The organism is Aureispira sp. CCB-QB1, assembly GCF_000724545.1.
In the GTDB taxonomy this organism is placed as follows: Bacteria; Bacteroidota; Bacteroidia; order Chitinophagales; family Saprospiraceae; genus Aureispira.
In genome coordinates this window covers 26,590-51,328 of sequence record NZ_JHBV01000024.1, presented here as the reverse complement: position 1 = coordinate 51,328, position 24,739 = coordinate 26,590, and the positions used below count along the sequence as shown (strand labels likewise).

The window sequence follows — 24,739 nt, the reverse complement described above, 5'->3', positions numbered from 1 at the left end:
TTTAAACATTGGTTAAATCTTTTAATTGTATTGCGGGCTTGAAAAAGGAATAAACCTCATCAGAGATTGATGAAATTCTAGCTTTTGAATAGAGATTGTTTATCTTTAGCTTTCTCAATTTCGGATTTATATGATTTATAATTTTAAAAATGCAACTTGAAAAAATAGTAAATAAAATTGGTGAAATTTACGCGCCACTGTCTGCCGAATGTCAACGTGAATTTATCGCTAATTCGAATTTAATGACGATTAATAAAGGAACAGTAGTTGTTCGAGAAGGACAATTTTCAGGCAAAGCGTTTTTGATTATAGAGGGGTGTGCAAGAGCCTATTATTTAAAAGATGGAAAAGATGTTTCAGATTGGTTTGCCTTTGAAAATGAATTTATGTGTTCCATTGTCAGCTTTTTTAGCAAAGAACCAAGTCCTCATTATATTGAGTTTGTTGAAGATTCGATAGTTATGGAAATTTCGAGAGATGCGATAGATAATCTTTGTAATAAATACCATGATTTTGAACGACTGATTAGCAAAGTAGTTACCCAAACAATGCTCGGGTTGCGAGAAAGACTATCTTCTATATTATTCAATAAAGCTCAAGAGAGGTACGAGCAGTTGATTGGTATTCGCCCTGATATAACCAATCGAGTCCCTCTGATGCATATTGCTTCCTATTTGGGAATAACACTAGAAACTTTGAGCAGAATAAGGAATCCTAAAAATCGAATTTGATTTATATCAAATGAATTATCTCCTATTATGTTGAGTTTTGCAGAGAAAATAACAATAGCGAATAAAAACATCAATAGGATGAAAAAAATACTCATTATTAACGGACACCCTGATAAAGAAAGTTTCAATTTTGGTCTTAGTAATGCTTATAAAAAAGGAGCCAACGCATCTAATGCAGAAGTAAAAGAAATTATTATCCGAGAATTAGATTTTAACCCTAATCTTGAATTTGGTTATCGAAAGAGAATGGAATTGGAGCCAGATTTGGTAGATGCTCAAGAAAAAATACGATGGAGTGAACACATTGTTATTGTTTTTCCTGTATGGTGGGGAGGTTTTCCTGCTATTATGAAAGGTTTTTTTGATCGAACATTCTTAGCGCCATTTTCATATAAAAAAAGAGAAAATTCTCTTTGGTGGGACAAAATGCTAGGAGGAAGAAGTGCCAGAGTGATTTGCACATTAGACCAGCCTGGGTGGAGTTATGGACTCCTGTTTGGGAAGCCAAGTCATCACTCTATAAAAAGATCCATTTTACATTTTACGGGCATCAAACCTGTTAGAATAACGTCTATTGGTCCTTTGAAAGATTCCACAAGAGAATGGAGGAATAAATGGATTGAAAAAATTGAGCAAATGGGGAGTCATTTGAAATAATTGTAGGTGCCAATGGGCTGATTTTGAATGCTAACCTAGTGAACGCTTTGCTTTTAGTCAGCGATGTTACTACTGAGTAGCTTTAACGAACGATTGAATAATTAAAAAATATAAAAATATAAAAATGAGAAAATTAATGATTATTGTATTGGCCACTATTATAGTTGGCTGCAATACCAACAGCTCAGAACCAGAAACCATTCAAGGCACAAGTCCAACTCCCCAGCAACAAAATCAAAAGGATGGATTAGCAAAACATTTAAAACCGTTTAAACCTGAACTACCAACAATAGGACTTCTTATGTTCGATGGCGTTTTGCAGGGAGAAGTTATTGCAACGTCAGATGTTTTTGGCAAGCCAAGTAGAGATTTCGAACAACTTTTTAATGTCATAACGATAGCTGAGACCAAGGCTGCCATTACGACAGAGGAAGGCATTCATTTGGTTCCTGATTATACATTTGATAATTGTCCTAAATTGACAGCCTTATTTATTCCAAGTGGTTACGACATGCATACACAGGTTCGTAATGTGAAAATGATTGATTTTATAAAAAAGAAAAACGAAGAAACTCAATATATAGTAAGTAATTGCGCAGGAGCTCAACTAATCGGTGCGTCAGGAATTGCAGATGGTCATAAAATTGTTACTTACATTGGAGGTGGTCGGGAACTACAGAAACAGTATCCCAATTTAAAAGTTCAGGATGACAGTTTGGTAACCTTTGTTGAGGATGGAAAATTTAGTTCCTCAAATGGAAATTTAACCAGTTACATTTCTGCTTTGAATTTAGTAGAAAAAATGACTAGTACTGCGCATAGAGAATTTGTCGAAGAGTATTTGTATATTGATAGACTTAGAAATTGGAAAAAATAAAAAGAAGGGCTTTTAGCTTATCTTTTTGAAAGGTAAAGGGAGGGAGCAAAAGTATGTAAAATACCCTCCTTTGCTTTTCGTTATCTCATAAAGCAAATAAAATAATGGGTAAGCAAGTCATCTCTATTATAGGTATTGGCGAAGTAGGAGGAGTAACAACATCATTACTTTTGTCCAAATTTACAGGCACCTTGTTCAATTTGATGGATATAAATATTCGGGAAATCAAAGGGAAGTTGCTTGATCTCGAACATGCAGCCACTGCTCGGAACAATACAATTATTATTAATAGTGATGCATTGTTGTGTCAGTCGAACATAATTATCTATAGTGCAGGTTATGGCAATGCTCCTGGAATGGATCGAAATAGTGTTGCTCAGCACAATAAAAAAATTGTAGATCAAGTATTTAAAGGAAAAAAACTATTAAAATCTGCGATAATAATTGTAGTGACAAATCCTGTAGAATTAATTAGTTGTTGGATTCGTCAAGTATTGCATAACGAGATATTGGTTGTTGGGACGGGAACCTCATTAGATACATTTCGATTGCAGTATCTATTGTCCAAACATTTGAAGATAGATATAGATGGTGTTCAGGTCTTGGTATTGGGGGAACATGGAGCGCATATGACTCCTATTTACTCACAGAGCCAATTAGCGAATAAAAATACAGATAGTAGTATTGATAGTTTGCTTTCTGAAGAGGAAAAGGAGCAACTCTTGAGTGATTTGAAAATGGCAGCTACTAAAATTAGAGCAACAGAGTCAGCTACTAAATATGGTGTATCAGAGTGCGTTTGTCAGATTGTTGAAGGTTTTGTAGGAGAAAATAAAAAGCCAAAATTTATGCCTTTGTCTATCAATATAAATTCTTTTTATAAAGAGCTATTGGAAATCCAAGAAGATATTTTTATTAGTTTGCCTTGTAGCATAGCACGGTCAACAGTGACAATTGTCAACTTATTAGAACTTAGCAAAAAAGAAGTACTTGCTTTGAAGCAAGCTGCTATGGCTCTAGAAGGGTTATTAAAGGAATAAAACTCATAATAGAAAAGGATTGCCAAAGAACTATAATAGTAGCCCACAGTTTACGGAAAAAAGCATAAAAAAAGTCCCTAATCTATCAAAGAATTAGGGACCAATTTAATAGTTACCGCGTCTGTAAATTATACTGATTGTTAATCGGATACGGACAATTTAACAAACTGAAACTGTTATTTTAAATTTATTTTTTAATGATACGTTGTGTCTTAGCTCCTTTATCTGTTTCAGCAGTCAAGAAATAAACACCAGTAGGGAAACGCTCTACATTGATAGTTTGTGTTTCTGTTGTCACATTATCACTATTGAACATTAACAATACACGACCAGAAACATCTGTTAAGATATAACGTACATCGCGTGCTTCTTCAAACTCTACTTTAAAGTTTAAGTTTGTTGATACAGGATTAGGGAATACAGTAAGACCAACTTCCTCACCTGTTTGGATCACTGGATTACTAGTTGATAATGGGAATGGTGCCATATGAATACCAATAGAAGGAACAATGTTTGCCCCAAAACCTAACCAGTTCCAGTTAGTCGAACCACCAGCATCTGTTCTAGAAGAAGGAGATGGGTTGATGATAGTATCGTTCATAGACATGGCTGCATTTAAGCTATAGTTATACTCGTCTGCACCGATCCAAAGTCCTGTTGTTGATGTGAAGGTTGACATGGCTCCACCTAAATTAGCAGGATCTTGTAACAAAGAAATATAATATAAACCGTGATTATCCAAGCCACCCATTGCAGCACCACTTGCATCTACAAAGCTAGATACAGTAGCTACTTTATAGCTTCCCGCAGCAGTTGTGGTACCAAGACCAGTTAAAGGTGCAACAGCCAAACCAACTTCTGTCAATTCATCGCTATCCAAAAGCCCATTTGAAGCAGAAGATCCAGATCCATCAACTAATCTATAAATTTTAACAGCCATAGATTGTGATGCTGGACCAGTATAGCCATTAGGTACTTGATAACGGAATTCTATAGAGTCAATTGATAACCCACTTGCTTGTCCTTTAGGGAAATAGTATACAGAACCATATTCAAAGGCACTAATAGGGCTACTAACTCCCGGGAAAACACTACGAGAAGAGAAGACGCGTCCATCAGCAGTTGCTCTTCTAGCTTTAGAAATATAGCTAGTTGTTGTTCCTGTAATCGTAAATATGTGTGAAACGGTATCGTTTGTAGCAACAGCATCGGTACCGTTATGGGTTACCCAATATCTTGCACGGTAGCTACCTTTTCCATTAGCTGTAATAAAGTTGATATTGTCCAATTCTTCAACAAATAGACGACCATTAACATCACCACCTATTACAGTATCAATAGCCATGCTATCAACATATACATTAGGAGTCAAAGCATTATTAATTTCATCGTAAAAATCAATAACAACATGCATCTTAGCATTATTAGCTGGCAAAATATTTTGAGCACCGTAGTTAACTACTTCTGCTCCCCAGAACCATTCGTTTGTATTGGTTGGGTCTATATTAGACAATGCTTGATATCTATTTCCTCCAATTTTAACAAAATCGATAGAACTCCTCAAATTAGTTCCATTAGGATCTGGGGTTCCGATAGCGATGTCATAAGCAGGAGCTGTTTCGATTGTTACATCATCAATCATTGCATAGTAATATTCTTTATCAAAAACAAAACGTATACGACATTGACTTAAGTTAGCTACACCATTGGTAACGTCAGGCATCATAACACGAACCATGCTTGATGTATTAGCAGCTTGCAAAGCTCTATAATCAAATGGAGTACTCCATGTTAGACCATCATCTACAGACATAGAAACACTTAGTTCTGCAACATCATGATCTCTATATTCAGAAAAGAATTGAACGACTAAAGGTGTATTGGCATATCCTGTTAAATCAATACGAGGAGAAATTAGTTCACCTCTGTGGGCAGAAGGAGATGTACCTACTCCTTGAGCACTAGTTCCATTGTTATCCATAAAGCCAGAATCAAAAATAGCAACACCATTCGCTTGAGAAGGTGATGGCATAGGAGGAGGTGTTTGACCCGCAGGAGCAGCATAGTATCCTTGAGAGTAACCTAAAGTACTTCTTGTCCAATAGGCATTACCTGGGGTAACACTTCCACCACCTTCATTGACAGAAAGTGCTGTCCAAGAAGTAGCGGAGTAAGAACCAGAGGTAGTTGATTGTGTGAATGCATTTTGGAATTCTCCATCTGCAGAACCAGCTGAAGCTCCTGCACCCCAAATTTTAGTTTGAGCATTGGCTCCTATAGAGCATAGGTTTGCAAGTGCCAATGCGCAAACAAAGAATAGGTTAAATTTAATCATGATAGTTTAAATTTTTAATTAGTAAGATTTGTACTGTGATTCAGAGACCTGAAACGTAAATGACTAATATTTTTAAGTCAATAAATGATAACATAAAGACTTAAGACGACTCTGTACTGTTTATTAAGAGGCTTAAGAAAAAAAAGGGATTGCCATACAATGTTGACTAGACATTATATGATAGAAAGTTCGGAAGATGGTCAGGTTTGTTCCTATGCTAATCGTCCCCACGAAGCTGCATTTGAATTCATTATTTCTTGACCACCCTTCCTACTATTTCTAAGCAATAAAAATTAACTTTTAGTTTAAAAAATAAGCAATATTAAAGAACAAATCTATTATTAGATAACAGTGACCTTACGGCCACTATTATCATTCAAATAGGTTTGCAAGCAATTTGTGTAATGAACTTTTTCTGATAAAATTAGGCATAACTCTGCCTGTTCTAAGATTTGGAAAATCTATAATCCAACCTTAGAAATTCAACTTGTTAATAGAGAGAATGGACTAAATTCTCTCAACTGTAATGGTGAAGTTAGTTGTAAGTAAACTTAACGTGATTTTTCAGATCACTGAATTAACGAACAACGAATTTACCTGTATGAATAGCAATGTCATCTCCAATTAAGCGATAGAGATAGACTCCTTGACTAAGATTTTCTCTATGAAGCGTAATGCTTTGTTGTTTGTTCACTTGTAACGATTGGATGGTTTTACCTGCAAGATCTAGAATTTCTAGTGTTGTTTGCTGGTAATCAGCGCCATCTATAGTAATTGTAGCCGTTGTACTAAATGGATTAGGAAATAAATGTACGACTACTTCTTTATCTTCTTTTGTATAATCTTTAACTTCTGTTGTTACAGCAGAAACAGTTGTATTGGGTGTTGTACCATAAACTGTTTTATCGCCTATAGCCAATGATGTTGTTTGGCTATGAATATCTAAAATAATTGGACCTCCTCCTTGATTATTATTAGAACATAGTTCCGCAGAAAACAAGGTAGTAATATCATTCAAATCATTAATGGTGCTGGCTGTTCCTGCGCCATTATTGGAAATAACTAAGTTTGGTTGAACACCACTAGTAGTCAAAACAGATAATAAACTATCCCAAGTTGGAATATTATCTAAGAATACATGATCTTCAAAAACAGAACTACTACCTTGACCTAAAACAGGTGGTCCAGGAGCACTATATTGCATATTGGCTGCTGTGGTTGTAACTGCTGTGTTGATATTAGTATCATTAGTATCATCATTGTTATTTCCATTCCCGACACCATTATCACTGTTGTTGCCTGCATTGTTGATAATGAATTGGTTAATCATTCCTTGACAAGGGTCGTCGGGGTATATATGTACATTAGTACAATGTATTTTCTTTTCAGAATTAGGTATTTCAATATAGAATGCAGCGCATTCCGAACTATTAACATTACCGAGGTGAAAGGTGTATTTCTTACCAACTACAGAGTAAACAGGGATGGTAGCTTGTGTAATTAATAACTCATTGGTAACCTCGATTTCTACATAAGCACCTACCGCAGTAGTATTACCGTGGTTGCAATAAGAGACCTCAACAATGCCATTATTGTTATTGGAGTTAATACTCACCTCCATTAATGGACAGTTATTACTGTTTTGCAAATTACTATTAGCAAGCGATATCTGGGCAACAGATACGTGGTATAAAACAATGAAAACAAATGTAAGTATAGTGAGTCTCATAATTGCGTGCTTTAATTTATTATTGCTATTAGTCCTTGTGTGTTTTACAAATCTATAACATTATATATATATAGTGTAATACAAAAAAGACCATTTGTCAGAAAAAATAATGTACTTGATAGCTTTAAAAATGCCATTTACTCTTTTGTAATAGCTATTTTATACATTTTTTAAGTTTATTTTATCAGATATTTCATAGTATTCATTTTGTTTTTATTATTGTTATTATAAAAATACTATGAAGCTAACAAGTTGATATTTAGGGAGTTAGTTTTTTATTTTACAAATTTATAAATTGCTGTTTTTCAGTTTATTGTGCTTTTTTATTACGAAGTAATATCCTGTGTTAAATTTGTTTTAAGATATGTTGATTTAAAAATAAATGAACTTATTGCAAATCAATAAATATCCTTACATAAGTGTTTATAATAGATGGTAAGTAAAACTTCCGTTTGAGTTTATTATCATAATTATGTAAAAATGATTACTCAAAATTAGATAAATAGTGTCAATTAATTAGCCACATGAATAATGCCATCTACTGTTTTTTTTTCTTTTTAGTGTCAGTGCTATGTTAAAAAAAGAAAAAAAATTACAAATGATCTTCCTATACAGAGATTTCTATTTTCTTAAAAAGCTAAATAACTTGAGATAAATGAATTCTTATTTATCAGAAAAAAACTCTAAATTACTTCGCCCCACAATGAATAATTGATGGCTAAAAAGCCTTTTCTAATAATTATTATCATGTATAAAAGCAAATTGATAAGGCTGTATCAGACATTGGATGATGGAGAGATTCGGCAGCTTAAGAAATGGATAAAATCCCCTATCCACAACAAACACAAAGATGTTCAGTTATTGTTTGAGTATCTTTTTTCAAGAAAGGGAATCACACCTATAACAACAGACCGAGAACGTGTTTTCCAACATTTGTACCCGAATAAAAAAATGAACATGGCCCGTTTGCGTCATGTCATGTCTTTTGCGACAGATGTATTAGAAAATTTTATCAGATATATTGAGTATGTTTCGGACGAAAAAAATGGAGAAATTCTTTTGTTGAGGAGTTTTCGAAAAAGAGATTTGAGAAAGGACGCCGAAAAACAAGAACAAGCTTTATTGAATAACTTGGCAGAAGAAACAATTCGAAATGAAGAATATTATTGGACAAAATATCAATTGGAGTTGGAGTTGTTTCGTTTGGAAACGGATACTGATCAGCCAACTAGTACGAGTCTTCATTTGCAAGAAGTAATGAATAGTTCTTCTGTGGTATTTGTCTTGAGTACACTGCGTTATGCTTGTATTAGTATTACACACCAAAACTTATTTAAGACAAAGTATGACATCCCGTTTATAGAAGCCATCTTGGTAGCTATAGAAGCAGGGAACTATGCTTCTATTCATAGCATACAGTTTTATCATGCTTGTTATATGGCATTGACCAAACCAGAGGACGATGATAATTATACTCGGTTAAAAAGTTATATTACAGAATATCCAAATCTTTTGCCTAAGGATGAATTTAGGGAGTTGTACGAAATGGCTATCAATTATTGTATTAAGAGGTTGAATAAAGGAGAGCGTTACTATATAGAAGAAGCATTTGAGTTGTATATGAATGGGATAGAAACAGGGGTTCTTTTAGAAAATGATTATTTGAGTCACATTGCTTACAAAAACACGGTAACTATTGGGTTGCATCTAGAAAAGTTCGATGCTGTCAAAGATTTAATACCTAAAGGAGAATATCTGTTGCATCCAGAACATCGGGAAAGTTATGTGCATTATAATACAGCTAATTATTACTTTGCTACCAAAAATTATGATAAAGCCATACAGCTTTTGATTTCAATGGAATATGACGACTTGTTTATGACGATAGGAGCAAAATTATTGTTGCTTAAAATCTATGCTGTTGAAGAAAGCTTTGATTTGTTAGAGTCTTTTTTGCATAGTTTTGCACAATTTGTTCGCCGAAAATCTGAGTTGAGTTCTACCCACAAACAAAGTTTTTTAAATACCATTCGATTCACACAAAAGGTAGTATATGCTTATACAAAAGAACAAAAAGCTGCCTTGAAAGAAGAAATAACAGCGACCAATCCACTACCTGAAAAGCGGTGGTTATTGGAGCAACTAGGCGAAAAAATGTAGTATACTGTCCGTTAAGTTTTACAGACAGTATACCTATAAGTAATTATGAATTATGACAGCTTAATAGGTCCTTTGCCAACTTGGTCTTTCAAGTACTGCCGTCCTTCACAGAAATCTAATAAATCGGATTCTATAAATTCTTGAACAGCATTTTTGATCGAGTCAGGATATAACAAATGGAGGTTAGGCCCTGCATCTAAACTAAAATAAAGGTGATTTCCTGTTGTTTTGCGCCAAGCTTGAACACGTTTGATTAGCTCTATGGAATTGCCTTCCATTAAAATATACGAAGGCTCAGAAGTCATCATTAAAGCGTGTAATTGTAGGGCTTCTTGCTCTGTGATGGTTCCAAAAGTTGCCAAATCGCCCTCTTTTAGGGCTACCAAAAGTTTTTCTAAGTTGCGGTGCGCTTGCTGGTAACGAATTTCTGCAAATGGATTGCCCTCCATCAGCGCATGCCCTGCTGTACTAGAAACACTTTTCTCTTTTTTGCTAACCATCAAAATATCATCATGAAAACTGTGAAAAACTTCGTGAACCTGTTTGGCAAAAGGAATGGCATATTCATTGGAAGAATTTTCTGCTAAATCAGTAACGCCCCACAATGCCAAGTAAGGATAAACAGAACGGCTCGCAGATCCTGAACCCAAACGAGCAATATCTGAGGCTTTGCGAAAGAATAATTCTTCATTTGGCATGGTGATACTGACTTCTCTTTCCATACTGCAAAGGCAAAGCGCCAACGCACTCATACTAGATGCAGAAGAGGCAATTCCAGCCGAGTGAGGAAAGGAGTTGTGTGACTCTAAATGCAATTTGTAAGCTGTAAGAAACGGAAAGTATTCCGTAATACTTTCTAGAAAACGAACAATCTTGTTTTTGAATGCTTCGTTCTCTTTGCCTTCAAATAAAAAATCAAGTTCTATTTTTCCATTGTCCTCTTTGGGAGTATAGCTTAACGAAGTTTCTGAATAGGCATTTTGAAGGGTAAAACTAATGGAAGCATTTTTGGGCAATTGACGACCATATTTTCCCCAATATTTGATGAGAGCTAAATTGGAGGGACTACGCCAAGTTATTTTCATGAAAATTGTATTTTTTATGTTTTTTAAATCTGTTTGGGTAATTTGTTATGAAAATACCTTCTTTTTTTTAAAAAACAAATCATCCGAAAGTCTAATTGTTAGATGCCTTGTTTTTACTTGTTGCGCAGTTGCTATGAACTCCATTTTTATATTGGTAGTTTTAATTTGAATTTTAGAGGGCAATTTGCATACGATACAAAACCTAATAGAGAATGCTTGTTACAAAAATAAACAAAGAGATATTTAATCGTTATCCACTAAAGGAAGAGGATCAAATTTGGCAAAAACTCCAAAAGATGAATGTAGAGCCAAAAGGAAAAATCCCTAATAACATACTTTGTTTTTTAGAAGAAGGAACCATTCGAAAGTATTATCTAAATGTTGGAATAGAGTTCGACCAAAAATTGTCCCTAGATTTTTATTTGGCAGGAGATATATTTGTAACTGAGAAGAATAGTTTTTCAAAACAGATTTACTATGAGGCAATAGACAATGGTGTGTTGTGGGTGGCAGAGATGAAGGAAGTTCAAAAACTTATTGTTGCCTCGCCTCAGTGCAATACTTATCAGCGGCTTTTTTTAGAAAAACAATTGCGGGATAAGACAGCCAAAGAAATTCAACGGTTAAAATCAACCCCCCAAGATTTGTATCTATATCTCCTCCAACATAGACCAGAGTTTTTGCAATTGATTCCTTTAAAATATTTGGCTTCTTATATTGGTATAACGCCCCAAGCCTTAAGTCGAATCCGAAAACGGATTAGTTAACCGAAGTTCATTGCCTTGTTCCTGCGTTTGATGTTTTTTTGTAGAAACAAAAATACTGTAATATGAAAATTCAAAAATTAAACTGGGCAGGAGTAAAGCTCCTTATTTCGGGGAAAACAATCTTAATTGACGCCGTAGAAGATTTTTCGGCGTATAAACCCGTATTGGGGCAACCCAAAGTAGATTTGGTGTCTTTTTCTGATGATACTAAGGCAGACTATATTATTTTTACGCACTTGCACTTTGATCATTTTGATGAAAAACTGATTGCGAAATGCTTAAAGCCAGATGGGAAATTATTAATCTACGCAGCTCTAAAGCCACTAGTTGATAACCTAAGGGCAAACTTTGACGCTATTTTCTTAGAGTTGGAAGAGACTTATGCTGAAGACGGAATTAGTTTCAAACCTGTTTTTGCAATGGATGGAATTGGAGACATTCAATCTTCTTGGATTGTAGAAGGAGAGGGAACGAAGGTGTTTCATGGTGGCGATACTATGTGGCACAATCAGTTTTGGAGGTTAGGAAAAGAAAACAAAGGTATTGATTATGCTTTTTTGCCTGCCAATGGGGTAACTGTTAATTTTACTATGATTGGTCTAGAATACAGTCCAGTAGTAGCCTCGCTGAGTATTCAACAGGCATTTGTTGCGGCTAAGTTGCTTCATGCAAAGTGTTTGATACCAATGCACTATGGCTTGTTTGAACGAGCACCTTATTATGTGCCAACCAATTTTGGAACCCAAGATCTGGTCGAATGGTCCAAGAAAATGGAGCAAAGGTATTTGCTATTAGAAGATGGTCGTTATTTGGAGGCAGAGGAAATGGTTGAGTAGTGTGGTAACTGTAAACAATTTTTATTGTTAAGTTAAGATTGCCTACTCATTTTGACAAAAAATATTCTTTGGCTACATGAATAGTGTAGCCAAAGAATGGTTTTATTACGAAACGTTGTAATTGAGAAAGTGCTTAGAAGTACAATTTAATACTCCTTAATCAACTCTTTGTATTTTAATACCGTATCAAAGCCTTTTTCTTGAAAATAAGCTTTGGTTTGTTCTTCTGACTGGTTGCTAGTTGCCAAAACAAAATCACCTCCCCAGCCACCTAGCGATTTGATTTCTCCCCAGTAATCTTCAAAATACAACTCTTTTGCTCTAGGCTGTTGAATGATGCTTTGTACCAAGTTTTCGTGTTCTTCAATTAATGCTTCAAAGTCCTCTAGATTATGTGTGTATTGGGCAATATCATGTGTGATTTGCGTAATACGAGGCAAAGGTCTTTCTCGTTCTTCGGGTGGAGTAACGGTATAATAAACCAAAGCTTCTCTAGAACTTTGCTTTTTTCCTAAGTACACAAAATAGAGTTGATCCTTGAACTCAGGGTTGAAATTAGATTTGTCCCAACGATTATTGCCATTAAATTTTTGAAACAACAAAGGTCCCTCTGATTTAGCAGCAACGATGTCGTATCCAGAACCTCCAAAGGTGTTTTCTAACAATAAAAAAGGATCTATTTGAGCCCATTCGGCAATCATTGTGATTAATGTAGAGCTAGAACCAAGTCCCCAATCTCTTGAAAATTCTAAAACAGATTGCGCCTCCCAAGTTCCTTTTGCTTCTTTTAGGAAACTTGGGTTTAGGTTTTGGGCTTCTTTTAATATATTTTGCAAATTTTCGGCTACTTCAAGATGATCTTCTCCACCTTCTGACGCGATGATTTTAAAATTAGGTAGTTGAAAGGTTGCTTGAAACCAAATCGTATTGTCTTTAGAATAGCTTTTCCAAATCAATTTAGAATCGCCTTTTGAATTGGATTGTTGTACCTCTAATGTTTGTCCAAGTTGGGTTGGTAATGCTAGAGAAACAGCTCCTTCCGTAACAAAGTACTCTCCTGTCAAGAGTAGTTTTCCGTTGGTACGCATAGAAAAGCTCATAAGTAAATATTTTTATGGTTGTGATTTTACAATAGTTCGTTGAAAAACTTTATTAGTTTGATAATCAATAAGTTATACCTTTGTTGTGTTTTGCGTTAAAATTTTGATTATCAAACTAATATAAATGTGCTTTTTTATCTTTTTGGTAAAAAAGTAAAAAATCAACGAACTGCTAATTTTATTAATATCCTATTGATGAATTTAAAAAGGGTTAAACTTATTCCAAGCCCAATTCTTGACGCATAGATTCGTCTTTGACTTGATATTTATTCCAGTAATCTGATAAAATTGTTTTGATACGCGTTGCTTTGGTAGTTAATTCTTTACCATTATCAATATAGGTTTCTGTCCATCCTTCAATTTCATGAGGAAATTTCTTGTGATAATCAATTGTTAAGGTGCGCTGTGACTCTACAAACTCTACTTTATACGTCATCAGTCCCTTATTAGATTCATGATCGTTTAGTGTCGCAAATGCATTTTCGACATCAAGTCGAGTATGTCGCAATCGTGTCGTAGCGGTGTTGGGAATCAATTGTATGTCACCAATAGGGAGGGCATTAGGGGAAATTCTAATAAGGTTCCAAATTTCATCTTCCAACATCGCTTGTTCTACTTGATACTCTTGATCACCTTCGGTTTCAAAGTAAGATTTGAGCAAGACCTTGTATTTGTAAGATTGTAAGTTGAGTTGTGTATACGTATGCCCACACCATTCTTGCAGACTTGTGGTGACTTTTATGCTATTTTTGTAATTTTTTAAATCAATGGGAGTAAAAATAGATTGAAGGATAGAGTAGTCGTAAATGCCCGTCGTAAATTTCTTCGTAAAATTCATTTTTAAGACTTGGACAACATCCTCTTTATTTCTAGTCGTATTGTTAAGTTTAACTTGTTTGGATTTTGAAAATGGCTCTGTTACAAAGACAAATACAGCCGATCCTTCTCTAATTTCACCATAACGCGCTTGTTTCAATTGGTAGCTTGTAATTTCAGCTTTACCTTGGTACCAGTATTTATCAAATTTGGAATTAACAATTGCTAGAGGCTTGGTTTTCTTTATTTTGCTACTATTGGGAAATGCAGAAAGCAAAAGAATTCCCACAAAGGCAATAGGAATTAAATAATTGAGTTTATATTTAGAAAATAAAGACATAAAATTTTGTTTTAGATAGCAACAGAGAATTGCCTGTCTAATATACTAAAAAAAAATAGTATTTACTATGAAAATCAATTCTATCACAATCCTAATTGCCTGCTTTTTATTATTAAATACCAATTTGAAAGGACAAAAATTAATAGATGATACCAGAACTCTAAAGGTATTGGTTTTTGAACATACAATGAAGGACAAAAAAAAGCTAGTAAGCCAAGGAGGACGCGTGAAATACAAATTGCGTGGGGATGCTCAAAAAGTTCAAAAAGGAACCTTGGAAGATATCAAGGAAGGAGCAATGGTTATTGATGGAAAAGAAATCCAATTTAATGATTGTGCTATGATTGGAGGTCGTGTGAGTTCACAAGAAGTTTTGGTGGGAGGCATAACCTTAGGAGCCAGTTTCACAGGACTAATAGTAGGCGCAACCTTGCTAGGTAATGTTACTTTAGGAGGAACTGTTATTGCTGCTGCTGTAGTTGGTGCTGTGGTCGGCATTATTTTGATTACAAAATACAAGCGTTTTAACCTAGATAAAGGATGGGAGGTACACAGCGGACAAATTATCTACAGTACTACAGATTAACCACTTTGTTTAGCCATGAGATGATTCTTAGTAGAATTTTATTTATAAAAAAAGCTTGTTTGTCAATCGACAAACAAGCTTTTTTTAATGTTAAGAAGCAATAAGACTAAGGTCCTTTAACCTCTTCCTTTTCAGGTTTAACCGTCACAATAATAGATTTTTCTAAGTCTAAAAATTGTTTGGCTGCTTTTTGAATATCTTCTTTAGTCAAATTCTCAACTAATTGATCATAGCCTTTGATTTGAGCTAAATCTCTATCCGTTCTATAATAGTTCGTCAATGTATTTAACCAGAAACGGTTTTTCTCTAAATCACTTTCACGAGAACGGCGTTGTGTTTCTCTAATTTTGTTGAAATTCTCATCAGAAGGACCATTCTCTTGCAAAGATTTGATTTCCTCTTTTACCGCTTCAACCAATGTTTCCACATCCTCAGGAGCACATTGGAAAAATACCGTAACATCTGAAACTCCTTTAGGTTCTTGGTTCATGCCACCCCCTACATAAGGACTATAAACACCCCCTTTGTCTTCTCTAAGGTTTTCACGAACCATAATGCTCAATACTTTTGCCATAGAAGATACATGGTACGCTTTTTCTTGAGACCAATCTTCTTCTTGTACAAATCCCATATAAACATTCGCTTGTGGAGCCAATCCTTTTTTGAGATTACTAGTGCTTGTATTGGTTGGATATTTAACCCCAACATCTTTACCTTTTTCTTTTCTATTGGTGCTTGGCAAAGATCCTAAGTACAACTCTAATTGAGGCTTAATTGTTTCAGGCTCAAAGTTACCTACCAAAACAAAAGTAAAGTCACTAAAATCAGAAAAACGATCGTTGTAAATCTCATAAACACGCTCAAAGTCAATTTTGTCAATGTCTTCTTCAGCAGGAACAACCTTGCGTCTTGGATGATTACCAGTCTTAATTTTTTGAATTTCTGTTTGGAAATACAACATAGGATTAGCACTCAAGTTACGCAATTGTTCTTTGGTCTGATCCATAACACGAGTAAACGACTCCTTATCTTTTCTAGGATTTGTTCCATATAGGTGAACAAGTTTCAACATGGTTTCAAAATCTTCAACAGAAGAAGAACCAGAGAACCCTTCGTACAACTCACCAATGTAAGGACCAATTTGTACAGTAGCACCAGTTAGTTTTTTCTCTAAAGCAATTAGATCAAATTCTCCAAGACCTGCTTCGTCAACAATGTTGGCAGCATTTTGTGCTGTAACAAAATCTTTATCGTCATACAAAGAATGTCCTCCAGGGCTGTATGCCGTTAGCAGAATTTGGTCATTTTTAAAATCTGTTGGTTTCAAGATCACACGAACACCATTAGACAAAGTGTATTCAGTAATTTCTAAATCATCTTTAGTGATCTTTTTTGTATCTACAACTTTACCAGCAGTAGGTGTTTTTGCCATCAAAGGCATATCTAAGAACTTGTCTTTATAAGGCTCTGGCTTCAAATCCTTAGCGGTTTCAAGTACTTTTCTAATTTCCTCCTCTGTAGGCAAAACCACACTTTCTTTGTCTGGTGCGGTAAGAACAATCGCTCTATTTTCTTCTTTGATCCAATCTTTTGCCAACTGGTTGATTTCTTCAAGCTTAATAGTTGGCAAAAATTCTTTGACCAATTTCATCTCTTTTTCAGCACCAAACAAAGGAGCATCGTTTAAGAAATGATAAACACATTCCATTGCCAAGTTAGCAGAGCGACTCTTGTCACGCTCTTTATATTGACGTTCTGCCAATTTTTCCAAAGCCAATTTTTGACGCTCTAATTCTGAATCAGTAAAACCATGTTGTAAAACACGTTGATTTTCACGTAGCAAAATGTTCAAACTACCCAAGATACCATCTTCTTTAGGTTGAGCAGAAGCATAGTAAGCATCTTTAGAGCGAACAAAATTACCATATCCTGCCCCTGCACTAATAAATGGAGCATCGTTTTGTTGAGCAATCTCATCAAAGCGGCTACTCATCATTGAATTATACAGTTGGTGCATCAAAGAAGTTCTGTAGTCATCTAAGGTATTAATTTTTTGAGCATCGTGTTTAGTATACAATTGCAAACTGATTCCTGTAGCTTCTTTATCTGTTGCAATTGCCACAAATGTTTCTTTATGATTAGGAACTTCGTACAATTTTTTCTCTCTAGGATTTTCAGGATTTTTCAAACCACTGAATTTTTCCTTGATTTTTTTCTCCATTTCATCTACATCCAAATCACCAACAACAATGATAGCTTGTAGGTTGGGACGATACCAGTCTCTGTAGAATCGACGGAAACGATCGTGCGGAGCATTTTGGATAATATCCATCAATCCAATTGGCAAGCGATCTGCATAGCGAGTATTGTAGAACACCTTAGGCCACCAAACTTGGCGCATTCTTTCACTAGCACCTAATCCCGTTCTCCACTCAGACTGAATGACACCACGTTCTTTGTCAATCTCTTCTGTTGCAAATGTAATGCCTGTTGCCCAGTCGCTCATAACCAACAAGCCCTTGTCTACCAAACCTTCTTTGTCTGTAGGCAATTGCAGCATATAAACAGTTTCGTCAAAACTAGTATAAGCATTCAAATCTGCTCCAAAACGAACTCCTGTTTTTTCTAAGAAGTTGATCAAGTCATTTTTTTCAAAATTAGTCGTACCATTAAATGCCATATGTTCTACAAAATGCGCCAAACCTTGTTGGTCGTCGTCTTCTTGCATAGAACCAGCATCAACAGCTAAGCGAAGTTCGATACGGTTTTCTGGTGTTGCATTTTTTCTGATATAATACTGCATACCATTGTCAAGTTTGCCTGTACGTACTTCAGGAGAGAAAGGTAGCTTGGCATCCATTCCACTGGCACCCTCTTTGGCTGCATCTGTTGTTGCCGTAGAACCTAAGCTGCCTAAACCACTAACAGGTGAAGGAGCATTCGTATCTGATTTAGCAACAGTTTCTTTTTCTTTGTTCTTGTTGCTAGATGTTGTATCCGACGAACTTTTACAGCCCATTTCTGCATAACCTAGCAAGATAAAAAGAAACAATGCTAAAAACTTAGATGCGTTATTCATAAGTTTTTTATTTTAATAATGATTAGGAAAAGTGTAACTTTAGGAGTAATTAAAAAGTGCGTTTACTTTTAATGTAACTTCTTTTAGAGCTTTAAAATTAATTAAAAGCTCCTAAAATATAGTTTTTTTTCGACTAGTACCCTCGAAAACCCCATAAAAACAGATAGATGCAAGATTAGTCTTTTTTAATAAAAAAGGCTATATTTATTACAATTATAAAGAAGAATAGTTTGTGTAGACCTCTTTAAATTTTAGAGAGGATATTATAACATACAAAGCGTATATAAAAGACTTAGAGTTTGGCACTACGTTTTTGTTTTTTATTGAAATGAATTATTTTTTATTTTAAATAAAATAATATTTTAGGTGGATAGATTTGCCAATTATATAAAATATTCCCTCTAAATAACACCTAATGAGCTCTGTAAGTTATGAAATGCAATTTTATTTAATGAAGATTATAAAGAAATTAAATACAGACAGATTTTTTATTAATTTTTTTTTCTTTAATATACTGGTAACGGTAACACTTTACTAATTCTATTCATAAATGCTTGAAAAGAAAGATAATCAGATTTTAGAAGCTATAAAAAGAGGCGATCCAAAAGTTCTAGAAAAACTCTATGATGATAATCGTCAACCCTTTTTGGTATGGGCATCTCAATCCTATCAATGTGAGTCAGAAGATGCAGTAGAAATCTATCAAAAAGCATATACGATTTTGTATCTAAATGTCAGGAATGAAAAATTGACAAGTTTAACTAGTACCATAAAAACGTATCTTTTTTCTATTGGAAAAAATTTATTTCGGGAAAAATTTCGAGATAAACACAATAGGCTAGTTAATTTAGACGACGTTAGTAATACAAATGCAATCGATAATCATTTAGATACTAATGTGTTTGATAATTATCAAAACGAGCATCAGAAAGAATTGGTACGACATCTGCTCAATGAAATAGGAAATCCTTGCAAGAGACTACTAGAGTTAATGTTTATTCAAGGATATTCTGCCGAAGCAGTCGTACACGAAATGGGATATAGTGATGAACGAGTTGTCCGAAAAAGAAAATCTTTATGTTTAAAGAAACTTAGAGAAATGGTAGCAGAAAAAAAAGATTCAAACTTTCTATAATTATCAAAACTAATTTAAGCGACTAAGAAGACAATTACCTCACCAAATATAATAAACCAAATACAGTCATGGCAAAAGTAGACAAAAGTAGACTGATTGAAGCCTATCATCGAGGCACCCTCAAGGGAGCTGATAAAGCCTATTTAAAACAACTCATGAGTGAGGACCCTAGTTTTAAGCAAGAAGTTAACGACTATAAGCAAATTTATAATGGACTAGAAGCATTGCACATCGAACAATTTCAATTGAATTTGAAAAAGATGGAAGCAAAATATCAGAAAGAAGATAATGTAGTTCCTATGAGTAGTAGTACTGGCGCAGTGGTTCGACCTATGAGAAAACTGTATGCTGTTGCAGCAGCCGTTGCTTTACTAGTTTGCTGTACGATTACCTACAATTTGATGTTGCCAAGTGTTTTTGACCAACATTTTGCAGCTTCTCAATCAATTGCTGTTCACATCGAATCTACTCGTGCTAGCGGTCAAACTATTTCGACAGCAGAGCAAATTAAAAAAAGCGCATTTACAGCTTATCAAAAGCAAGAATATAGAAAGTCAATTGATTTATTGAAAGATTATATGAATACCTACCCAGAAAAAGCATCCAAAGACTATCAATCTATGTTGGTGTTAGGGGTAGCTCAATTGGCAACAAACAAGACTACAAGTGCTATCAATACCTTGGAGCAAATTTTAAACGGCAGAGATTCCTCTTACAAACAAGAAGCAGAATGGATGTGGGCATTGGGAAAAATTAAGTTGGATCATACAGAGGCTGCTAAAAAATTGCTTCAAGAAATTACACTTCAAAAAGGGCACATCCACCAAGAGGATGCTGTTGAAGTGTTAGGGCAACTTTAAACGAGATACCAATAACTCAAATTTTATACAAATGACTTCCTGCTTTAGGAAGTCATTTTTTGTTGTGTGCCCAGTATGTTTAACCTAGTCAATTGAATTCCATAATTCATGTTATAATGTAGGTAGATCTTTTAGTGTCTTCTAACTATAGAATCGCGAGCTATGTATGTGCTTCTTTGGGATTTACTGGCAAGTACAAAAAATGTATATCAATGAAATCTTATTTTTTGGAAAAAATAAAAAAAGACTGTACCTTAGCAGCCCTTCTTCGCTGTAGAAGATTGGCGGGATGTAGCTCAGTTGGTAGAGTACGCGTCTGGGGGGCGTGAGGTCGCTGGTTCAAGTCCAGTCATCCCGACTAAGATAAACTTAGCGCAATTAGTTGATTTTCAATTGATTGCGCTTTGTGTTTTGATAGGCAAATGATAATTTAGACTGAAAAAGTCAAAAAATATTTTTTGTGACAAAAGAAACTCTCAATTTTTTTTCAAAAAAACTTTTTACACAAAAATCAAAAAAACAAGTGTGCTTGCCGTGTTTTAAATGGTAATTTCTTGATAGTTAGATTTTTATTTATCACATCATTAGTGAAAAATAACTATAAATAAGTGTGACTATCTTTAAAAATGTGTGATCTGTTGACCTTTTTTCTTCTTTTTTAATAGAATTTTCTGTTTTGTTTATTTTAAATGTAACAGAGTTAAAAAGGCTTATATATGAAATTGATTGAAGGTTTAAATTTGGCTCTAAATATCAAGAGCAATGAGACTAAAAAGAGTACAACTTTGAGGTATGATAGTTTTGTCAATCGTTTTGAACAATACTTAAAATCTAAAGGACTGCAAGAAATAGGATTAGAGGAGTTTGGAAAAAGAGAGGCCCACCATTATTTAGACTATGTTTTATGTGTGAAGAAAGTATCACCAGTAACAAGGAATAATTATTTGCAAGCAATGAAAACGCTTTTTTATGTCCTTACTGAACGAGAGTACACCAAAGAGAATCCTTTTGCAAAAATTAAAAAGCTAAAAGCGCCCAAAAAGAGACGTAAGATGTTTAATCCTATGGAAAGGTCTATTGTTTCAAATTTTTTAAAAGAATATGATGAGGGATTATTTTTAGCTGTTTCATTATGCTATTACTGTGCATTGAGGAGGAGTGAGCTAATAGAGCTTAGGATAAGAGATTTTGATATACAGAAGGGAATTATAACTTTGGATGGTACAGATACTAAAAATAAAGACCTCGCACGGATCACAATGCCTAAGTATTTGTTAGCTTATTTGCGAGAAATAAGAATTACAAAATATCCTGCGGATTACTTTGTCTTTGGTTCAGACCTAAAACCTAATCTTGATAATTGCGGTGTAAATGCCTTTACTCGAAAGCATCGAGCTATGATGCATGAGCTTAAAAAGTATAAAATTTTGCAAGACATAGAGGGGAAAACTTTCTACAGTTGGAAAGATACAGCAGCAGCAGACATGATTACAGCAGGCTTTAATATCATTACAATAATGAAACATTTTAGACATCGTGATGTGGGAACAACTCAACGATATTTAGAAAGTTTTACAGATTATGTAAATGATGTACGTAATTTTGATGTTAATCTTTTTTAAAACAAAATGTTTTTAAATCTTATTTTTATTCAAATTTAAAACAATTTGTTTATATTGTGGCTTTATAGAATACGACTGGCTTTATTTGACATATACTTAGCGGTATACATTTATTATTCTAAGACCATGTTATTAAATGAGAGACAATAAAGAGAAAAAGAGTAAGGTCAGAAAATTAAAACTAAAAAGCAAGTATCATTTTTTGAAATTATACGCCGATATGCAGCGGGTCTACTTGCTGGATATAGCAAAGAATCATAGGTATTCAGATGATTACTTAAGTAGGTTAGAGCTTCAACTAGAAGAGTTACAAGAAATGATTACAGAAGATTAAAGAAAGCCCTTGACAAACAATAATTGTCAAGGGCTTTTTACGTTCATTTCAAGAACGAGCAACAGCTGCAGATCTCCAGGAAAAAACGAAACGCCACAACTTCGATAAATACTGAACTTTTAAAAACGACTTTTGTAATTAATAGAAAAAAGTCCTCTAAAAAGCGTACTATTCAAGTGCTTTAAAACTTCGTGCGCATCAAAATAAACAACTGATCAAAAAGCGGCACCACTTTCTTTAATTCAGTAGGCGTCATATAAACCTCTCGAGTGTATTTGGTCTTAGTTAAGTAAGAATTAGCCACCCCTAAACGCTTTAATTTATAGGCGATGTACTGCTCAAACAATCGGGCTAAAATTTCAGTACGTTCCACATAATACGACCTATTAGAAAAGGCTTTAATTCGCTTGATAAAGGTTGATGATTCGGTTTTATTCGCATTCCAGTACGCCACCTCCAGTATATCTTCCATAGCAGAACGAATCGGATACGTTTTTTTATTGTATGGAATCCTTGTTGAGTTGGTACTACTTCCATTCGATAGCGAATAATAACGATTGTGCGGCTCTACTAAAGAACCAAAGAAATAATCTAGAAAGTGTCCGTACTCATGCGCAAAAGACCCCACACCCCCCGAATTAACAAAACGAACGGCTTTACTTTTTGGGTTTTTATATCGAGTGGCTTCATAGTAACGGGTCATGTTGATAATATGCGTACTAGGTTCATAATGTGCCACCGCTCCTCGTTGTCCTCTAGCGCCAAAGGCAACGCCCAACGTACCATCTAAGCCCAAATTATTAGCCTTAAACTTTAGAACTTTGTTGAGATCATACAAACAAATTCCCAATCCTGCTAAATAATTAAAACGATCTTCATTCGATACCCAGTTGCCAAACTGAAAACCTCTCAAATTAAATACCTTTTGGACATTGCGAACATCTTTGATTTTATGGAGAAAAACAGCAGGCAAAGAACCTTTTCTAAATTCTTTATAAATGGCTTGAAACCCTTTTCCACGCCACCAAGCCTCCATTTTAGAAACGCCTGTATCTGCTCCTCCTAAGGTATCGGTTATTTTAATAGCCATCTTATCTTTTTAGTTTTCCCAGTTTTTTAATGCGTTCTTGATTCAGTTCTTTAGTAGAGCATCCCGAGCCGATTTTTAATTCATTTTTAGGCAGCTTTGCCTTGGTTTTTTTTAGTTTTTTCATGTAGTTTAAATTAGTTTAGGAATAAAACAAAAAGACTTCAAAAAAACTTAAACAAGACGCCTAAAAGGCGTAAAAACACCCTTTAAACGTAGTTTAAAAGCCTTATTCTATCTTTCTTTAAGAGGGAACCGCTTTGATACGCTCCAAAGCAATGTTGTAATACTTTTCTTGAATCTCAAAACCTACAAAATTACGATTAAGACGCTTACAAGCTACGGCGGTGGTGCCACTTCCTACAAAACAATCTAGGACGGTGTCGCCTTCGTTTTCAGTAGCAGACAAAACAAGCCTTTCAATCAATTCAATTGGCTTTTGTGTGGGGTGGACCTTCTCTCCATTGGTCTTTTTTGCTCCCGAGCTGAAGGCAGGCATTCGCCAAACATTTTGCCCTTTTTTATAGCGTTTGTACTGTGGTGAGGGATTGGTACAAAAAATAATATCTTCATGCGAATAACTATAATAACAGCCTGCACCGCTGATTTTATCCCATGTAATACGGTTGCGGATGGTTAAAACCTCCTGTAACAGCTCATAAAACAAGGGATAGGTTCTCCAGTCGCAAAAAACATATATTTCACCGTTGGGCTTTAATACTCGTTTCCATTGCTGAAAAACTTCTTTAAAGAACGGTTTTACCATGTTTAAATCGCTGTAGGTGCCTTTGGTTCCGTTGTGGGTCATCCCGCAAAAGTAGGGCGGATCGGTAATAATGGCGTCAATGGATTGGTGGTTGATTTGTTTTAAGCCGTCTAGGCAATCGTTTAATTTTAAGTCTATGTTCATAGGGTTGGGTAAGCTTGTAATTTTGTGTTTTGAGACGTATTTTAAAGATCAGTAATGGTGTATAAATTGGTGTTGATGTCGTAATCTACCTGCACCGTTCTACCTACTGAAATTTGTTGTTGGGTATCGGTTCTACCTTTGTAGACAAAAATATTTTCATCATCAACATTTTTTAGCCATACGTGCCACAAACTGCCGTTGGTAATGCGAAATGAAAAGCTATCATCGGGGGCATCTTCCAATAATAACACCGCTCCACTTGCATCATAAGAATTAAAAATGTGTGTTGGTTGGTTGGAAATATCGCCATAAGCCAATGGAAACTCATCAGAATTGGCATTCATTAACCAATGTCCATCGACCTTATTAGGGCTGTTTAAAATGCTTTTGGTTGGGTCTAATAAAATAGAAAGGTAAATCAAAGCGATTGCCCGACTAGCATTGTATACCAGATAATTGCCTACTTTGTCTAATTGTGATACTCGCACTCGAATGGCATCTTTAATACTCTTTTTCGAGCGATCCGACAACAAAATAAAATCATTGTCAATAGGATGTTGGTGTACAAAAATTCCCTTCTTAGGGATCAAATGTTTTACTTCTAATTGATTGTCTTTAATGGCTAAAAAATCGCCTGTGGTTTCAATTCTCAT

General features: G+C 34.9%; 22 protein-coding genes and 1 tRNA gene. 13 read left to right on the top strand and 10 right to left on the bottom strand.

Annotation, left to right across the window (positions count from 1 at the left end; all coding sequences use genetic code 11):
- The first annotated feature begins 242 nt into the window (after nt 1-242).
- From CG11_RS11540 to CG11_RS11525, 4 genes are all read left to right on the top strand, one after another.
- A complete protein-coding gene (locus tag CG11_RS11540; protein ID WP_197043829.1) occupies nt 243-731 on the top strand; it encodes a Crp/Fnr family transcriptional regulator in 489 nt (162 codons plus the stop codon).
- Between the two features lie 78 nt (nt 732-809).
- Entirely contained in the window at nt 810-1,388 is a 579-nt protein-coding gene (locus tag CG11_RS11535) for an NAD(P)H-dependent oxidoreductase (RefSeq protein ID WP_052596538.1), read from the top strand.
- Nucleotides 1,389-1,512: 124 nt separating this feature from the next.
- A complete protein-coding gene (locus CG11_RS11530) occupies nt 1,513-2,265 on the top strand; it encodes a DJ-1/PfpI family protein (RefSeq protein ID WP_052596330.1) in 753 nt (250 codons plus the stop codon).
- Nucleotides 2,266-2,369: 104 nt separating this feature from the next.
- Entirely contained in the window at nt 2,370-3,305 is a 936-nt protein-coding gene (locus tag CG11_RS11525) for a hypothetical protein (RefSeq protein WP_052596328.1), read from the top strand.
- 187 nt (nt 3,306-3,492) lie between these two features.
- Here CG11_RS11525 and CG11_RS11520 read toward each other — a convergent pair whose 3' ends face one another.
- Nucleotides 3,493-5,640, bottom strand: coding sequence for a T9SS type A sorting domain-containing protein (locus CG11_RS11520; protein ID WP_052596326.1), 2,148 nt, complete (start codon nt 5,638-5,640; stop codon nt 3,493-3,495).
- A 577-nt stretch (nt 5,641-6,217) separates the two neighbouring features.
- On the bottom strand, nt 6,218-7,369 hold the full coding sequence (locus CG11_RS11515; RefSeq protein ID WP_081909531.1) for a T9SS type A sorting domain-containing protein: 1,152 nt from the start codon (nt 7,367-7,369) through the stop codon (nt 6,218-6,220).
- Between the two features lie 747 nt (nt 7,370-8,116).
- On the opposite strand from CG11_RS11515, the gene CG11_RS11510 reads away from it, so the two are divergent.
- A complete protein-coding gene (locus tag CG11_RS11510) occupies nt 8,117-9,529 on the top strand; it encodes a hypothetical protein (RefSeq protein ID WP_156039748.1) in 1,413 nt (470 codons plus the stop codon).
- Between the two features lie 50 nt (nt 9,530-9,579).
- Here the strand turns inward: CG11_RS11510 and CG11_RS11505 are convergent, their stop codons facing one another.
- Nucleotides 9,580-10,614, bottom strand: a complete 1,035-nt coding sequence (locus tag CG11_RS11505) for a diphosphomevalonate/mevalonate 3,5-bisphosphate decarboxylase family protein (RefSeq protein ID WP_052596321.1) — start codon at nt 10,612-10,614, stop codon at nt 9,580-9,582.
- 212 nt (nt 10,615-10,826) lie between these two features.
- Here CG11_RS11505 and CG11_RS11500 point away from each other — a divergent pair, with 212 nt between their 5' ends.
- Nucleotides 10,827-11,381, top strand: coding sequence for a Crp/Fnr family transcriptional regulator (locus CG11_RS11500; RefSeq protein WP_052596315.1), 555 nt, complete (start codon nt 10,827-10,829; stop codon nt 11,379-11,381).
- 62 nt (nt 11,382-11,443) lie between these two features.
- The gene (locus CG11_RS11495; RefSeq protein WP_052596313.1) at nt 11,444-12,217 is read left to right on the top strand and encodes an MBL fold metallo-hydrolase; all 774 of its coding nucleotides are present in this window, start codon (nt 11,444-11,446) and stop codon (nt 12,215-12,217) included.
- A 146-nt stretch (nt 12,218-12,363) separates the two neighbouring features.
- Here the strand turns inward: CG11_RS11495 and CG11_RS11490 are convergent, their stop codons facing one another.
- The gene (locus CG11_RS11490; RefSeq protein ID WP_052596311.1) at nt 12,364-13,317 is read right to left on the bottom strand and encodes a GYDIA family GHMP kinase; all 954 of its coding nucleotides are present in this window, start codon (nt 13,315-13,317) and stop codon (nt 12,364-12,366) included.
- Between the two features lie 217 nt (nt 13,318-13,534).
- Entirely contained in the window at nt 13,535-14,473 is a 939-nt protein-coding gene (locus CG11_RS11485; RefSeq protein ID WP_052596309.1) for a hypothetical protein, read from the bottom strand.
- A 67-nt stretch (nt 14,474-14,540) separates the two neighbouring features.
- Between CG11_RS11485 and CG11_RS11480 the strand changes: the two genes are divergently transcribed.
- Nucleotides 14,541-15,059: a hypothetical protein gene (locus CG11_RS11480; RefSeq protein WP_052596308.1), complete on the top strand. Its 519-nt coding sequence runs from the start codon at nt 14,541-14,543 to the stop codon at nt 15,057-15,059.
- A gap of 106 nt (nt 15,060-15,165) precedes the next feature.
- On the opposite strand, the gene CG11_RS11475 is transcribed toward CG11_RS11480, so the two are convergent.
- Nucleotides 15,166-18,138, bottom strand: coding sequence for a pitrilysin family protein (locus tag CG11_RS11475; protein ID WP_052596306.1), 2,973 nt, complete (start codon nt 18,136-18,138; stop codon nt 15,166-15,168).
- Nucleotides 18,139-18,688: 550 nt separating this feature from the next.
- Here CG11_RS11475 and CG11_RS11470 point away from each other — a divergent pair.
- The 5 genes from CG11_RS11470 (at nt 18,689) to CG11_RS30940 (ending at nt 22,089) form a co-directional block, all read left to right on the top strand.
- Nucleotides 18,689-19,273, top strand: a complete 585-nt coding sequence (locus tag CG11_RS11470) for an RNA polymerase sigma factor (protein ID WP_052596303.1) — start codon at nt 18,689-18,691, stop codon at nt 19,271-19,273.
- 68 nt (nt 19,274-19,341) lie between these two features.
- A complete protein-coding gene (locus CG11_RS11465; RefSeq protein WP_052596302.1) occupies nt 19,342-20,133 on the top strand; it encodes a tol-pal system YbgF family protein in 792 nt (263 codons plus the stop codon).
- Nucleotides 20,134-20,418: 285 nt separating this feature from the next.
- Nucleotides 20,419-20,491, top strand: a tRNA-Pro gene (locus CG11_RS11460).
- A 358-nt stretch (nt 20,492-20,849) separates the two neighbouring features.
- Entirely contained in the window at nt 20,850-21,755 is a 906-nt protein-coding gene (locus CG11_RS11455; protein ID WP_052596300.1) for a site-specific integrase, read from the top strand.
- Nucleotides 21,756-21,957: 202 nt separating this feature from the next.
- The gene (locus tag CG11_RS30940; RefSeq protein WP_255351934.1) at nt 21,958-22,089 is read left to right on the top strand and encodes a hypothetical protein; all 132 of its coding nucleotides are present in this window, start codon (nt 21,958-21,960) and stop codon (nt 22,087-22,089) included.
- 181 nt (nt 22,090-22,270) lie between these two features.
- On the opposite strand, the gene CG11_RS11445 is transcribed toward CG11_RS30940, so the two are convergent.
- From CG11_RS11445 to CG11_RS11435, 4 genes are all read right to left on the bottom strand, one after another.
- Entirely contained in the window at nt 22,271-23,179 is a 909-nt protein-coding gene (locus tag CG11_RS11445; RefSeq protein WP_052596295.1) for an LPD1 domain-containing protein, read from the bottom strand.
- A 1-nt stretch (nt 23,180) separates the two neighbouring features.
- Nucleotides 23,181-23,303 (bottom strand): hypothetical protein, encoded by a 123-nt coding sequence (locus CG11_RS30935; protein ID WP_255351933.1) that lies wholly within the window; start codon nt 23,301-23,303, stop codon nt 23,181-23,183.
- Between the two features lie 117 nt (nt 23,304-23,420).
- Nucleotides 23,421-24,086: a site-specific DNA-methyltransferase gene (locus CG11_RS11440; protein ID WP_052596293.1), complete on the bottom strand. Its 666-nt coding sequence runs from the start codon at nt 24,084-24,086 to the stop codon at nt 23,421-23,423.
- A gap of 41 nt (nt 24,087-24,127) precedes the next feature.
- Nucleotides 24,128-24,739, bottom strand: a complete 612-nt coding sequence (locus tag CG11_RS11435; protein WP_052596291.1) for a hypothetical protein — start codon at nt 24,737-24,739, stop codon at nt 24,128-24,130.

Excerpts from the sequence above, each read along its gene's own strand:
- CG11_RS11480 (WP_052596308.1), top strand. The coding sequence starts at position 14,541 with ATGAAAATCAATTCTATCACAATCCTAATTGCCTGCTTTTTATTATTA.
- CG11_RS11455 (WP_052596300.1), top strand. The coding sequence starts at position 20,850 with ATGAAATTGATTGAAGGTTTAAATTTGGCTCTAAATATCAAGAGCAAT.
- CG11_RS11505 (WP_052596321.1), bottom strand. The coding sequence starts at position 10,614 with ATGAAAATAACTTGGCGTAGTCCCTCCAATTTAGCTCTCATCAAATAT.
- CG11_RS11475 (WP_052596306.1), bottom strand. The coding sequence starts at position 18,138 with ATGAATAACGCATCTAAGTTTTTAGCATTGTTTCTTTTTATCTTGCTA.
- CG11_RS11530 (WP_052596330.1), top strand. The coding sequence starts at position 1,513 with ATGAGAAAATTAATGATTATTGTATTGGCCACTATTATAGTTGGCTGC.
- CG11_RS11435 (WP_052596291.1), bottom strand. The coding sequence starts at position 24,739 with ATGAGAATTGAAACCACAGGCGATTTTTTAGCCATTAAAGACAATCAA.
- CG11_RS11490 (WP_052596311.1), bottom strand. The coding sequence starts at position 13,317 with ATGAGCTTTTCTATGCGTACCAACGGAAAACTACTCTTGACAGGAGAG.
- CG11_RS11510 (WP_156039748.1), top strand. The coding sequence starts at position 8,117 with ATGTATAAAAGCAAATTGATAAGGCTGTATCAGACATTGGATGATGGA.
- CG11_RS11485 (WP_052596309.1), bottom strand. The coding sequence starts at position 14,473 with ATGTCTTTATTTTCTAAATATAAACTCAATTATTTAATTCCTATTGCC.
- CG11_RS30935 (WP_255351933.1), bottom strand. The coding sequence starts at position 23,303 with ATGAAAAAACTAAAAAAAACCAAGGCAAAGCTGCCTAAAAATGAATTA.
- CG11_RS11535 (WP_052596538.1), top strand. The coding sequence starts at position 810 with ATGAAAAAAATACTCATTATTAACGGACACCCTGATAAAGAAAGTTTC.
- CG11_RS11495 (WP_052596313.1), top strand. The coding sequence starts at position 11,444 with ATGAAAATTCAAAAATTAAACTGGGCAGGAGTAAAGCTCCTTATTTCG.
- CG11_RS11515 (WP_081909531.1), bottom strand. The coding sequence starts at position 7,369 with ATGAGACTCACTATACTTACATTTGTTTTCATTGTTTTATACCACGTA.
- CG11_RS11540 (WP_197043829.1), top strand. The coding sequence starts at position 243 with ATGACGATTAATAAAGGAACAGTAGTTGTTCGAGAAGGACAATTTTCA.
- CG11_RS11500 (WP_052596315.1), top strand. The coding sequence starts at position 10,827 with ATGCTTGTTACAAAAATAAACAAAGAGATATTTAATCGTTATCCACTA.
- CG11_RS11470 (WP_052596303.1), top strand. The coding sequence starts at position 18,689 with ATGCTTGAAAAGAAAGATAATCAGATTTTAGAAGCTATAAAAAGAGGC.
- CG11_RS11525 (WP_052596328.1), top strand. The coding sequence starts at position 2,370 with ATGGGTAAGCAAGTCATCTCTATTATAGGTATTGGCGAAGTAGGAGGA.
- CG11_RS11445 (WP_052596295.1), bottom strand. The coding sequence starts at position 23,179 with ATGGCTATTAAAATAACCGATACCTTAGGAGGAGCAGATACAGGCGTT.
- CG11_RS11465 (WP_052596302.1), top strand. The coding sequence starts at position 19,342 with ATGGCAAAAGTAGACAAAAGTAGACTGATTGAAGCCTATCATCGAGGC.
- CG11_RS11520 (WP_052596326.1), bottom strand. The coding sequence starts at position 5,640 with ATGATTAAATTTAACCTATTCTTTGTTTGCGCATTGGCACTTGCAAAC.
- CG11_RS11440 (WP_052596293.1), bottom strand. The coding sequence starts at position 24,086 with ATGAACATAGACTTAAAATTAAACGATTGCCTAGACGGCTTAAAACAA.